Raw genomic sequence first — 13,164 nt, 5'->3', positions numbered from 1 at the left:
AGTACTGTGAAGAGCATAAGCATAGAAGAGTTACAACCCGGTATGTTTGTCGTCAGTGTGTTAGAGCAAACTGGCAGTGTACAAGTCAAAACGCAAGGCTGGGTTAAGACACAAACTAGTATTAACAAACTCGCTTCTGCGGGTATTTTAAGAGTTGAAGTTGACCCTGATAAAATGCTCGACTTGAGCAATAACAAACATGGTATTACTGCGCCTGACTCTGATATTCAAAATGCGCCTGAGCAAGAAAAGGACCCTTGGCATAAATCTACTGCCATTAGCGCTGAAATAAATCAGGCCATGAAACTTGTTGAAGAAGCCAAATCACTTCAAGCCAAAGCCTTTGCAGATTTAAAAGCGGGTAACCCCATTGATGTCGACGCTTTTAAAGAGGTAGCAACGAGCTTTATAGATTCAATTTTTCGCAATCAAGATGCTCTATCTTGCATTGCCATGATCAAACAAAAAGACGCTTATCTACTCGAACACTCTATTAATGTTGCCACACTCATCACTATTTTTGCTAAACATTTACGTTTAGATAGAGAGATTATCGAACAGCTCGCTACCGGCGCTTTACTCCATGATATCGGTAAAATAAAAGTCGATGATGCGGTCCTCAACAAGCCAGGTAAACTCAGTGACAGCGAATTCGAGCAAATGAAACAACATGCCCAATTCAGTTATGAGATTGTCACTGAAGCAGGCTTATCTAAAATAAGTTGTGAAGTAGCAGGGTTCCACCATGAAAGACTTGACGGTTCAGGTTACCCGCAAGGCTTAAGTAATGGTGAAATATCAGATTATGTCAGAATGGCCTCTATTGTTGATGTATTTGATGCATTAACGGCTGAACGGGTCTATAAAAAAGCGCTTACGCCAATTCAAGCTTTTAAAATGCTCAGAGAAAGCAGTCCACACCACTTTGACGAAAAGCTCCTTAATGAATTCATCAACTGTATTGGGGTGTACCCTGTTGGCTCTTTGGTTAAGTTGAAGTCTCAAAGAATAGGCATGGTTGCAAGCTCAAATCCAGAGCAGCCCTTAAAGCCTATTGTTAAAGTATTTTACAGTGCAAAATCAATGTATCACATCGCTATCAAAGACATAGATTTGGCAGAAAAACGCTGTGCGGATGAATTAGAAGCGGCAATAAAACCTGAAGAGTTTGGTTTAGATCTGATTAAGTTTTTCAAGCACTCAGTTTTACCATAACGTGCTTTCATTAAATTCGCCTCCGCATGCCTTAATAGGCGCTGACATAAAAAAGCCTAAACAACATAAGTGATTTAGGCTTTAATTTATATCTAAATTACGAGCGAGGGTTATTAATAAGGCTGCCAATCTTGCATGGCTTTCACTGCAAAGTCATACCCTTGGAATCTAAAAACACTTGCCTCTGGCGCGATTTCCAGTAACCGCATACCATTAATTTTGTCTCCCTCGTACAGTTCAACGCCATTGATTTTTATCCAACGCTTGTGCTCTGAGGTGGCATAAATATGAGCTTGATACGTCAACTTTCCTATTGCAGCCTGTGTTTTTGCAGGTAGAAATTCAATAGATAAGCGCTCTTTTTCTGGCGTAGTTTCAGCTGGCTCTGCCTCAGTAAAATCTTTATCTGCCGTTTCTGCAACCGCAAGCTCAAATGCCGCTTTTAACCTTTCCGCAGCCTCATCAGTTGCTTCTTCAACTGCGTTTTCTGGTATTTGATTCTCTGTATTGCTCTGAGAGTCATAGTTATTTAACAACTCTGTTTGTATCTCAGGCTCGGACTCTAGTGGCTTTCCTAATACGCGATACTGGCTTAGATCTTCTTGCGATGGTGTCGTTTGTAAAGAAGTACCTACTTGGCTATTCAACTGCGTATCATCCAGTGGTTTCCCTAATACACGATATTGGCTTAAGTCTTCTTCCGGTTGTTCTGGTAAAGCGGTATTGCTGACAACAGAAGACTCAGCTGGCACAGTATTGACCTGAGCAACAGCCGAAAGCGGTACCAATTGCTGTTTAAAAATAGGTGCCCCTTGCTCGTTTACCCCAACTTGCACTGACATCCATTGATATTGCTCACCGGATTGTACAGCCCCTTGATTAATAGAAGTTTCTGAAGTCGGTTTAGCCTGAGTTGGCTGCAAGCGCGATACATTGTCTTGCTGCGCTAATGTTTCAGTTACCTCTTCAACTTGCTCTTGCTGGTTTTGTAAGGTGGCAATTGATTGAGATTGACTCTGAAGGTATTGGCCGCTGTAAAAACCAGCCAATGCAAAAGTGACACTCAAACCAACACCCGCAAGACCAATCGATAGCTTTCTATAAAAAGCCAATTGTTTTGTTTGTTGATAAGCTAAGTGCGCTTGCTCAGTATTGTTTGCGGTTTGTGATTGTTTAAATGCGGCATCAATAATAGACATAATTGAACTTCTTAAAAAATATAAGCAGCAGCAAAACCAACAATATAGCTTGCTACAATAAGAGACAAGACAGGCGCAAACTTCTTCAGCTTACTTTCAGAAGCTGTTTCACTATTTACGCTGACCATAGGTAGGGCTTCTTTTGCAGCCTGTTCAACAACCGCTTTATCTATAACTCTTTTCTGCGCAGAAAAAGCACCAAGCAAACATCTGTCTGCCAGCAGATTGATTAAACGCGGGATCCCCTGAGTACGTTTATAAATATGCGATACAGCTTCATGGCTAAATAAAGCAGTATCACAGCCCGCGGTTTGCAGGCGATGCTGAATATACGCAAACACTTGAGATTCTGTCAGTGCCAGTAAATGATATCGAGAAGTAATACGCTGAGCTAATTGCCTCAGCTCATTACGCTGTAGTAGGGTTTGCAATTCTGGCTGACCAATCAGCGCTATTTGCACCAACTTTTTATCGTCTGTTTCAAGGTTGGTCAATAAACGCAGTTGCTCAAGCACACTCGGTGATAAATGCTGTGCTTCATCAATCACAAGTAAAGTGTGACCGCCCGCTTTATAATTCTCTGTAAATCGCGCTTTTAAGGCGTCAGTTAAGCTTTTAAGAGTCGCGGTTTCTGGATCATACGATATTGTTAACTCATCACAGATACTTGCTAGTAGTTCTAGTTCAGAAAGCGCAGGGTTTAATACAAAAGCTACTTCGGTATTTTCAGGTAATGATTTCAGCATTGAACGCGTAATGGTGGTTTTACCAGTTCCAACTTCACCCGTCAGTAATACAAACCCACCTGTGTCACCTAATCCATAATTTAAGTGTAACAGCGCCTCTTTGTGGCGCTCACTCATATATAAATACTCAGGATTAGGCGCAATTGAGAACGGCTTCTCTTTCAACCCAAAATAGCTTAAATACACGATAAAACTCTTTATTGTTATGATAGGCCCTATAATGGCAAAAAAGTGCGCAAGATAAAACCTTGAAACCAAGTGCACCCGTTGAAACATTGGAATACACATGAAAGTTTATTTAGTTGGAGGCGCTGTTCGTGACGCGCTTTTAAATTACCCAGTTGTAGAACACGATTATGTCGTCGTCGGTAGCACCCCTGAAGAAATGCAGTCTTTGGGCTATAAACAGGTTGGGAAAGATTTCCCTGTATTTTTACACCCACAAAGTAAAGACGAATATGCCCTAGCACGCAAAGAGCGTAAAAACGGTCAAGGTTATACCGGCTTTATATGTGACTTTGACCCAACAGTTACTTTAGAAGAAGACTTATACCGCCGTGATTTAACCATCAACGCCATTGCACAAGATGAAAATGGACAGCTGATTGACCCATACCAGGGCCAAGCAGATATAAAAAGCCGCTTACTTAGGCATATTGGCCCAGCCTTTAGTGAAGACCCACTCCGCATTTTACGCGTTGCGCGATTTGCTGCGCGTTACCATCATTTAGGCTTTACCATTGCGCCTGAAACGCTTTTGCTTATGAAAGATATGGTTGCCAGTGGTGAACTTAAAACATTAACCAAAGAGCGTATCTGGTTAGAGATAGAAAAATGTCTAAAAACCAACACCCTTCATTTATTCTTAGAAGTAATAAATGGCATTAATGCTTTAGCTGATGTCCTTCCTATTCTGCCAAGCTGGTCCAACTTAGAAACCCAAAAAATAACAAGTGCTAATCAATTTGTAGCCACAAGAGAGATTCTCATTGATTCTGACACACTGCAAGTTTGTCATTTTTGTTTATGTCTTGAAACCAGCTCACCTGATGACCTTAAACATATAGAACAGACGTTAAAGATCCCCAGCACTTTTGCAAACAGCTTGAGAGACTTTAAGTTATTAAATAACTTTTTAAATGAAAAAGACTTAAGTCCTGAAAATATTTTAAAGTTCTTTAACCTTATAGATCTTTGGCGTCGCCCAGAGCGTTTTAACTTGTTACTAGAGATACTAAAATATACACAGTGTCAGCAAGATATTGCACAAACGCTACAAAATTGTGCGATGGCATCTCAAACTGTTACTGCACAACAGGTCATCTCATTAGGATATCACGGTGCAGCGATTAAACTGGGATTACAAACAGCTCGAATTGCTGCAATAGAAAAAACACTCAGTTAACAGCTCGCTCTTTTTACATACATTTAGAGGTGTTTTTTTATTCAACATCTCTAAAGCTCCCATTATTTTTTATTTTTTTTCTTAAATGCTCATTATTGAAACAGCCCAATTAACATTAACAAGAACAACAAAGTTACATTTACGAACACTAAAAAAGCAGTATCTTTAACGAAAGTTTGCACACACTAACAAGGAGTTAAAACAAACGTTAACAAACCAAACAGCAACCCTCACCTGTAAATTTAAGATTACAAAAACACAAGCCCTAAACTGCTGTAATTAAATAACAAAAACAATTAAAACCCAAAATAAATACACAATTCACAAAAAGGGAACATTTAACACAAACAGGGCAAAGAATTAAGTAACAATTACTTATGCTAAAAACAGTACCTGACCTATGGCACATGCAACGCATGTGAGATTCAAAACAAATAGAGAAAGGTTATATGTTGAAGAAGTTAAACCTATTAACAGCAAGCATTCAGGCTGCTGTACTAGCAGGTACTGCAGCAGGCACTGTTGCGGTAGCAAATACAGATACTGAAGCGCAAAAAGTAGAGCGCATTCAGGTTACTGGTTCTAAAATTAAGCGTTTTAACCTAACGTCTCCAACTCCGGTTACTGTGATCGGTGGTGTTGAACTAGAAAACCAAGGTATTACTAACGTAAACGACCTACTTGCAGAAATGCCTCAAGCAACTGCAGGCCTTACCCCTGAAACTACAACTAACTTGATCTTTGCTTCTGGTTTAAATACCACTGACCTTCGAGGTTTAGGTTCAGAGCGTACTTTAGTGCTTGTTAACGGTCGCCGCTTCGTACCAGGCTCAGTAGGTGACACTGCTGTTGACTTAAACAACATCCCTACATCAATGATTGAGCGTATTGAAATTGCAACTGGTGGTGCTGCAGCTGTTTATGGTGCAGATGCTGTTGCTGGTGTTGTGAACATCATTACTAAAAAATCTATGGACGGTATCGAAGTTGACGTTTCAACAGTTCGTCCAGAGCAAAGCGGTGCCGAGTCGAATTTCTTCTCAATCACAGGTGGTATGGAAGCAGATAAATTGTCTTTCATCGCATCTTTAAACTACACAGAAAACGAAAGCTACACGAAACTGAGCCGTGATTTCTTCGCAAATCCAGTAAACTCATATGGCAACCCAGCAAATACAAATGGTGAAGACAACATTCCTGGTCGTGTTATTCTTGGCCAGCCAACTGCACTTGCGTATTACTCTGAAGGTGGTGATTTCTTCACGAAAAACGCATTCACTACTGATGGTTACTTAAACCACCACTACACGTTTGATGAAAACGGCAACATCCGTGCATTCGATAATGGCTTAGGTATGGTACCTAACCCAGGTGTTGGCCGTGATGCAAATCGTTACTTTATTGATGCAAACAACATGGGTGATGGCATCTTTAGCCATGGCTACAAGTCTTACTTCCAGACTCCACTTGAGCGTGTAATTGCGTCAGCTTACGGTACTTATCAGCTAGATGATGAGCACGCTTTGACATTTGACTTCACTTATTCAAACACCGATTCAACAACTGAGAGTTCGCCTGCTTTCTTCCGTCATACAATTCGTCGCGACAACGCATTCATCAAAGATGATATGGCGAAACTAATGGACGACAATGAGCTTACTTCTGTAACGCTTCGTCAAGCAAACGAGCACCTTTGGGGTGACCGTATGTACAACCAAGAGCGTGAAGTATTCCGTACTTCTTTTGGCGCTGAAGGTTACTTAACTGATGACTGGGGTTACAGCACTTATGTTCAGTTTGGTCGTATCGAGCAAGATACGCTTTGGACTGGTGAAGTACTAACACAAAACCTTGCAAACGCGATTGATGCTGTAGAGTATAACGGTCAGATCGTATGTGCAGATCGCGATGCTGAAGGCAATGTGGTTGGTGCTATTGAAGGTTGTACACCGTTCAATACTATGGGTGCAACATCTGCTACAGCGGCACAGCAAGATTATATCGCAACGACGGCAAGCCGTTTTGCTAAGCACGATCAAGTTGTATTTGCATTAACTGTAGATGGTTCTTTATATGAGCTTCCAGCGGGTTACGTAGCTGCGGCATTCACAGCGGAGCACCGTCGTGAATCAGCAACAACGACTCCATCAGAAAACATGGAAAAAGGCCTGATCTTTGGTAACTCTAGCCTTCCGATGGACGGAGAAATTGAAGTTGATGAACTGTCAGCTGAAATCTCAATCCCACTTCTTGAAGATGCTTTCCTAGCGACTGATCTAACACTAGAAACTGCATTCCGATACATGGATTACTCTGTAACGGGTTCTGATAACGCGTGGAAACTAGCGCTTAACTGGGGTGTTACAGACGATTTACGTGTACGTTTAAACCGTTCTAAATCAGTACGTGCGCCAAACCTAGGTGATTTATTCACACCAAACTCAAAAACGTTTAGCTCAGGTCGTGCGGACGTATGTCGTGCTGACTCAATTGCAAGTTCTGGTAGCAAGTACAAAGACAATGTTATCAAGAACTGTCAAGCAGATGGCCTAGCTGCTGGTTGGATGCCGACTGACGAGTGGATCGGTGGCGGTAGTCTACCTGGTTATATACAAGGTAACCAAAACCTTGAAAATGAAGTATCAAACGACTACACAATTGGTGTGATTTACACGCCTTCATTTATTGAAGGCTTAGACTTTACTATGGACTACTGGTCGTTTGAAGTTGATGGAGCGATTGAATATTTCGGTCGTAACAGTGTTGCACTATGTTATGAGTCATCTTCTTTAGATAACCCATTCTGTGGCAACTTTGAGCGTGACGAGAAGACGGGTGATATTACTCACTTCTACACACGTCCAATCAATGCTGCACAACTAACAAAAACGGGCATGGACTTTGAGTCAGCTTACCGTACAGACGTATTCAACGGTAGCCTAGCTCTTAAGTTAACTGCAACGTACCTGATTGATGACAACCAAAACTCAACTGGCCGTGAAGAAGACTTCCGTAACTACGTTGGTGAAACTGCGTCTCCACGCTGGAAAGGCCGTTTAAGTGCTGTTTACTCTCAAGATGATTCATCTTACGTGTTAACGGCAAACTACCGTCATTCAACAGTAAATGACAACGACTGGACTGCAGAAGACAACAACTATAACAATATCCCGTCTTACACGACGTTTGATTTCATGTACAAGACGTACCTAATGGATGAGTTACAGTTACGTGTAGGTATTAACAACCTACTAGACCGCGAACCACCACGTAACCCGTTCACTTATGATGATGGTGAATTCTTTGATGTAAAAGGTCGCCGTCTATCAATCGGTGCTAAATACACTTTCTAATCTAATTAGAAGTTAGTATTTCAAAACGCCTCTTCGGAGGCGTTTTTTATTGCTTCAAACTGACTGACACCTGAGCATGAAAATTTTAAAGCCAAGCTATTATTACTAGAGCTAATGAAAATTGAGGATATTTGCCTCTTGTCTCTCATCTCTCGTCTCTCGTCTCTCGTCTCTCGTCTCTCGTCTCTCGTCTCTCGTCTCTCGTCTCTCGTCTCTCGTCTCTCGTCTCTCGTCTCTCGTCTCTCGTCTCTCAAGAGATTATTTGCTATTTTATTTAAGACATAAAAAAACAGCGCCGAAGCGCTGTCATTTTAGTCATGCTAAAAAACTTAAATAACGTTTACCACATTAAGAAAGCAAATAGCCCTAGACCTAAAAGCAAACGGTAAACAACAAATGGGAACATGCCCATCTTCTCAATCACTTTTAAGAAAAAGTAAATACACGCATAAGCCGCGATAAACGATAACACCGCACCTAAAATAATCGCGTTCCAATCAATCAGTTCATCGCCTGTCGAAAGCTTGTAGATGTAGTATGACCCCGCTGCTGCGATAACCGGAATAGACATTAAGAAAGAAAAACGCGCAGCACTTTGCTTATTCAAGCCAAGTAATAGACCCGTTGTCATAGTGATACCAGAACGAGACGTGCCCGGGAATAACATAGCAACCACTTGCGACAAACCAATCAAAAGCGCCATTACCCAGTTAATTTGATAAATGGTTTTGATTTGCTTCGCTTTTGCATCGGCATACCAAAGTAATAAACCAAATACGATGGTCGTTGTGGCTATGATCCACGCATTACGAGAATATACTTCTACGAAGTCCTTTAATAAATAACCAATAATCAATGAAGGTAAGGTTGCCAAAATGATCCACCAACCAAGCTGACTGTCATCCGTTTTTTTGCCTTGTGCACCAAATGAGTTAAACCACGCGCTTAAAATATCTACGACTTCTTTTCTGAAATAGATAATCACCGCCAACAATGTACCTACGTGAACAGCAACATCAAAGGCCGTGCCTTGATCTTGCCAGCCCAATACTTGTGACGGCAGAATTAAGTGTGCTGAACTCGAAATAGGTAAAAACTCTGTCAGACCTTGTACAAGGGCCAACACAATAATTTCAATAATACTCATGGATTAAAACTCCACTTTCCATAGCTTTTGGTTTAGGTTGTTATAATTTTGCCAAAGTTCACCTATCGTTTGCTCTGCAACAGGATGATAAAAATCTGCGGCTAACTCAGCGAGCGGCTGCAGAACAAAGGCATTCTTGGTTATTTCATCACGAGGTAATTGTGCAGGTGAGTCACAAATTACATCATCATAAAACAATAAGTCTAGATCGAGCGTACGTGGGCTAAATTTTTTATCTGACGGTGTGCGACCATTGTCTGTTTCGATTTGCTTAAGCAAAGCACACACCTGCTCAAGCGGCATATCTGTTTGTGCCGCAAAGACTGAATTAAAAAAGTTATTGCCATTGAAACCTACAGCTTCACTTTCAAATACACTAGAGTGCTGATATTCAGGAAATTGAGAAATCAAGGCATTTAGGCCCGCACGTAAATGCTTCTCTCTGTCTACGTTGGAGCCTAAGCTAATAAAAATCTGCGCCATACTAGATGTCTTTAACTCGAGTGATCTCAACACCAACGGTTTGCGCTGCAGGCACTGCCGCAGGCTTACTCACCTTAATTGTCACTTGTGTGACGTTATATTTTTCTAAAATCAACGCTGCGAGTTGCTCAACTAAGGTTTCAAGTAACTCAACTGGTTTGGCTGTGGCATGCGTAATTATGTCTTCGCTAACTTTTGCGTAATCTACTGCTAAGTTAATGTCATCACTCTGCGCCGCAGCTCGAATATCAGTCAGCATTTCCACATCAAAGTACAAACTTTGTTTACTCTCTTTCTCAAAATCGTACACGCCAATAATGGTTTCAACATGTAGCTGAGAAATATAGACCTTATCCATTCACGCCCCACTTTGGTATTTTGTCTGTGACAAATAGATTAGTAACTTATATAGTTACATTCGAATCGGGAAATGATAGCCGAAATACGCTGAAGACAAAATAAGGAAACCTGTGTTAATTACGTTAATCTGCATATGTGCCTATTTAATTGGCTCTGTATCGTCTGCAGTGCTCGTGTGTCAGTTATTCAAGTTACCAGACCCTCGTTTTTCTGGTTCAAACAATCCGGGCGCGACCAATGTGCTTCGTTTAGGTGGTAAACTCCCCGCCGCTTTAGTTCTCACTTTCGACATCTTGAAAGGTACAATACCGGTTTGGGGCGCATACTTTTTAGGCGTAGAGCCAAACTGGTTAGGCGCGATTGCTGTCGCCGCTTGCCTTGGACACATCTACCCAGTGTTCTTTCACTTTAATGGAGGCAAGGCCGTTGCGACGGCGTTTGGCGCTTTGTTACCTATTGGGTTAAGTTTAGGTGGACTGTTGATTGTAACGTGGGCCATTGTGGTTTGGCTCACTCGATATTCATCGCTAGGCGCGATTGTTACCGTTGCTCTGGCTCCGTTTTATACTTGGCTGATCAAACCGCTTTATACTGTGCCAGTGAGCTTTTTAACTGTGCTGATTATCTTTCGTCATCGCGCCAATATAAAAAGGCTCCTTCAAGGGAAAGAGCCAAAAATAGGTAAGAAGAAAACTTAGTTTTAAAATCTTATAGCGCTGGTAAGCTTTCAATCGGCCAACGCGGCTGAGTTTTCATGTCTAACGTTGCGTATTGCTTAGCTTTTAATCTCTGCATACCTGCAAAAGCAATCATCGCGCCATTATCAGTACAAAACTCAGTACGTGGATAAAACACCTGCCCTTTCATACCTTGCATCATGCGCTCAAGCTTTTGGCGCAGTTCAGTGTTTGCACTCACACCGCCTGCAATGACTAAACGTTTAATACCCGTTTCTTTGAGGGCGCGTTTGCACTTAATCGCTAGTGTATCGATTACAGCAGTTTGGAATGCATGAGCAATATCAGCTTTGGTTTGTTCGTCATCACCTTCGCTACGAATGGTGTTGGCTGCTGCCGTTTTTAAACCACTAAAACTAAAATCTAAGCCTGGTTTATCTGTCATCGGTCGCGGAAAAGTAAAACGTCCGGGCGTCCCCTGCTCGGCCATTTTTGCCAGTAGCGGACCGCCAGGATAGTCTAAACCTAATAATTTAGCAGTCTTATCAAATGCCTCACCTGCGGCATCATCAACTGACTCACCTAGCACTTCATATTCACCTATGCCTACCACTTTCACCATCATGGTATGGCCGCCAGAGACAAGTAAAGCAACAAATGGAAACTCTGGTTGCTCGTCTTCAAGCATAGGCGCTAATAAATGGCCTTCCATATGGTGCACTGCAACCGCAGGCTTATCCCATGCAAATGCCAAAGAGCGACCAATTGAAGTACCGACCAATAAAGCACCAACCAATCCAGGACCTGCAGTATAAGCAACACCATCAATGTCTTCTGGGCCACAACCTGCTTCTTTAAAAGCTTCATCTATCAATGGAATGGTTTTTCGGACATGATCTCGAGAAGCCAGCTCTGGTACAACACCGCCGTAGTCCGCATGCACTTTTACTTGGCTGTAAAGTTTATGGGCTAGTAACCCCAGCTCATCATCGTAAATTGCAATTCCCGTCTCGTCACAAGATGATTCAATGCCTAAAATGCGCATCAATAATTCTCCAGTTTTTAATCTTTACGCTAAATTGCAATGCCGATATTAGTTTGCCCATCAGCGACAGCCTGTTGTTTAAGCGCTTTCACACTGTCACTGCTGATACGACCCATATTCTCTACAAATTCAATTAACTCACTTAACACATCAATCTCATACTGCATGTAGGGGTGTTCACGAACCAGTTTGTTTTCAGGCTCTAGTCCTTCGCTTTCGATTAATAGCTCGACATAACGCGCAACCGTTGCTTGCGAGATTTTCGCAACGCTCACAAACTCATGCTCATCTTTGGCCATAAGACCATGAATTAAACCAAGTAAAGCAGTTGCAGCATCTATGGCCGGATACGTACCAAACATTGGATAATCGTTTAATTCTGGTACATTCGGTTCTATTTTCTCAACTTGTTTCTCTAAGCTAATCTTGCTTTTTGGTAATAGGATTTTTTCCCAACACACATTTAACGCACTGCGTAACGTACTGGCGTCGCCAAATTCTGTGGCCTCGCTGAACAATTCGTAGTTAGGCAGCATACGTTCTAACACAGCAGCAGCCAGCACGGCTTTTTGTAAATAATTTAACTCTCTAATTCGCTGAAAGTTATTCGCTTTACTCATAATCTTTTCCACATTGCCAGCATGCTTGAAACGCTGGCCCGTTAAATTCGTCACACTCTGGACATTGCCATTCAGTGTCTTTTTCTTGTTGTTGATAGTTTACCAATAATTCCTGCGCTTGGTGCAATTTTATCTTGTAAACCCACACAGAAACTTTTGCCTGATCTAGAGGAATTTCTCCAAGCGCACCTTGTAAAGCCTCCCCTTTGAGTAATACATCTATATTTGCCTGCTTTAATAACCCTTTTACCAAATGGGCTTCAATCACATTATCGGAGGTAAAAACTTCACACCACTGCCAAGAATTATCTGTCATAATAAACTTTCTTTGAAAAGACCTAAAACGTTAAGACTGCAATGACACTTACAACACCTGCACTGTTATTTCCTGCCATTTCATTATTACTATTAGCTTATACCAATCGCTTTTTAGTGCTAGCGCAATTAATTAGAGAGCTCAATGCACGAGAAGGAAAAACCAATCGACCCGTTGTTTTGGCACAAATAGACAATTTAAAAAAGCGTATAAAGTTAATTCGTGCCATGCAGGTCTGGGGCGTTTTTTCTTTTTTACTCTGTACACTCTCTATGTTTAGTTTGTTTATTGAGCAGCAATTGCCTGGCATTATCTTATTTGGTGTGAGTTTGTGTTGTTTGACTTTATCTTTGATTATTTCACTCTACGAAATACATATTTCTTGTGATGCCATTGAAATAGAATTGCAAAATATAGAAAAAAAACCCACCGATTAAGCAAGCTCGACTTTTCCTGTCTATACTCACTCTGTGTAACTCCCCCAAAAAATGAAACAGTTTATAAGTAGAATTTTCCATTAACTTAAATAGGAAAATTTACGATGAGAAAAAGCAAGTTTACCGAAACCCAAATTGTTAGCATGATCAAAGAAGCTGAG

13 protein-coding genes are annotated in these 13,164 nt (G+C 41.4%); 5 read left to right on the top strand and 8 right to left on the bottom strand.

Going from position 1 to position 13,164, the window contains the following annotated elements; all coding sequences use genetic code 11:
• The first annotated feature begins 6 nt into the window (after positions 1-6).
• The gene (locus ABMY35_RS17710; RefSeq protein ID WP_349287419.1) at positions 7-1,215 is read left to right on the top strand and encodes an HD-GYP domain-containing protein; all 1,209 of its coding nucleotides are present in this window, start codon (positions 7-9) and stop codon (positions 1,213-1,215) included.
• Positions 1,216-1,328: 113 nt separating this feature from the next.
• Here the strand turns inward: ABMY35_RS17710 and ABMY35_RS17705 are convergent, their stop codons facing one another.
• Both ABMY35_RS17705 and ABMY35_RS17700 read right to left on the bottom strand, forming a co-directional pair.
• Complete coding sequence (locus ABMY35_RS17705) at positions 1,329-2,414, bottom strand: general secretion pathway protein GspB (RefSeq protein WP_349287418.1); 1,086 nt, start codon at positions 2,412-2,414, stop codon at positions 1,329-1,331.
• 11 nt (positions 2,415-2,425) lie between these two features.
• Entirely contained in the window at positions 2,426-3,346 is a 921-nt protein-coding gene (locus tag ABMY35_RS17700; protein ID WP_349287417.1) for an AAA family ATPase, read from the bottom strand.
• A gap of 100 nt (positions 3,347-3,446) precedes the next feature.
• On the opposite strand from ABMY35_RS17700, the gene ABMY35_RS17695 reads away from it, so the two are divergent.
• Both ABMY35_RS17695 and ABMY35_RS17690 read left to right on the top strand, forming a co-directional pair.
• Positions 3,447-4,565, top strand: a complete 1,119-nt coding sequence (locus tag ABMY35_RS17695) for a tRNA nucleotidyltransferase (RefSeq protein ID WP_349287416.1) — start codon at positions 3,447-3,449, stop codon at positions 4,563-4,565.
• Between the two features lie 449 nt (positions 4,566-5,014).
• On the top strand, positions 5,015-7,918 hold the full coding sequence (locus ABMY35_RS17690; RefSeq protein ID WP_349287415.1) for a TonB-dependent receptor: 2,904 nt from the start codon (positions 5,015-5,017) through the stop codon (positions 7,916-7,918).
• Between the two features lie 340 nt (positions 7,919-8,258).
• Here ABMY35_RS17690 and ABMY35_RS17685 read toward each other — a convergent pair whose 3' ends face one another.
• From ABMY35_RS17685 to folB, 3 genes are read right to left on the bottom strand one after another with little or no spacing between them, the layout of a single operon-like run.
• Positions 8,259-9,065, bottom strand: coding sequence for an undecaprenyl-diphosphate phosphatase (locus ABMY35_RS17685; RefSeq protein ID WP_349287414.1), 807 nt, complete (start codon positions 9,063-9,065; stop codon positions 8,259-8,261).
• A 3-nt stretch (positions 9,066-9,068) separates the two neighbouring features.
• Positions 9,069-9,548, bottom strand: a complete 480-nt coding sequence (gene folK / locus ABMY35_RS17680) for a 2-amino-4-hydroxy-6-hydroxymethyldihydropteridine diphosphokinase (protein ID WP_349287413.1) — start codon at positions 9,546-9,548, stop codon at positions 9,069-9,071.
• Between the two features lies 1 nt (position 9,549).
• Complete coding sequence (gene folB / locus ABMY35_RS17675) at positions 9,550-9,906, bottom strand: dihydroneopterin aldolase (RefSeq protein WP_349287412.1); 357 nt, start codon at positions 9,904-9,906, stop codon at positions 9,550-9,552.
• A 112-nt stretch (positions 9,907-10,018) separates the two neighbouring features.
• Between folB and plsY the strand changes: the two genes are divergently transcribed.
• Positions 10,019-10,606 (top strand): glycerol-3-phosphate 1-O-acyltransferase PlsY, encoded by a 588-nt coding sequence (gene plsY / locus ABMY35_RS17670; RefSeq protein ID WP_349287411.1) that lies wholly within the window; start codon positions 10,019-10,021, stop codon positions 10,604-10,606.
• A gap of 10 nt (positions 10,607-10,616) precedes the next feature.
• On the opposite strand, the gene tsaD is transcribed toward plsY, so the two are convergent.
• From tsaD to ABMY35_RS17655, 3 genes are read right to left on the bottom strand one after another with little or no spacing between them, the layout of a single operon-like run.
• A complete protein-coding gene (tsaD, locus tag ABMY35_RS17665; protein ID WP_349287410.1) occupies positions 10,617-11,630 on the bottom strand; it encodes a tRNA (adenosine(37)-N6)-threonylcarbamoyltransferase complex transferase subunit TsaD in 1,014 nt (337 codons plus the stop codon).
• Positions 11,631-11,659: 29 nt separating this feature from the next.
• Positions 11,660-12,250: a YjaG family protein gene (locus ABMY35_RS17660; protein WP_349287409.1), complete on the bottom strand. Its 591-nt coding sequence runs from the start codon at positions 12,248-12,250 to the stop codon at positions 11,660-11,662.
• Positions 12,243-12,566, bottom strand: coding sequence for a DUF2007 domain-containing protein (locus ABMY35_RS17655; protein WP_349287408.1), 324 nt, complete (start codon positions 12,564-12,566; stop codon positions 12,243-12,245). Before ABMY35_RS17655 ends, ABMY35_RS17660 begins: the two co-directional genes overlap by 8 nt.
• Before the next feature lie 41 nt (positions 12,567-12,607).
• Here ABMY35_RS17655 and ABMY35_RS17650 point away from each other — a divergent pair, with 41 nt between their 5' ends.
• On the top strand, positions 12,608-13,003 hold the full coding sequence (locus tag ABMY35_RS17650) for a DUF2721 domain-containing protein (protein ID WP_138484149.1): 396 nt from the start codon (positions 12,608-12,610) through the stop codon (positions 13,001-13,003).
• Positions 13,004-13,164 lie beyond the last annotated feature (161 nt).

Origin of the sequence: Pseudoalteromonas sp. BZB3 (genome assembly GCF_040104455.1) — a bacterium.
In the GTDB taxonomy this organism is placed as follows: Bacteria; Pseudomonadota; Gammaproteobacteria; order Enterobacterales; family Alteromonadaceae; genus Pseudoalteromonas.
Note: the sequence above shows the minus strand (reverse complement) of the source record. Positions and strands in the feature narration are given on the sequence as shown.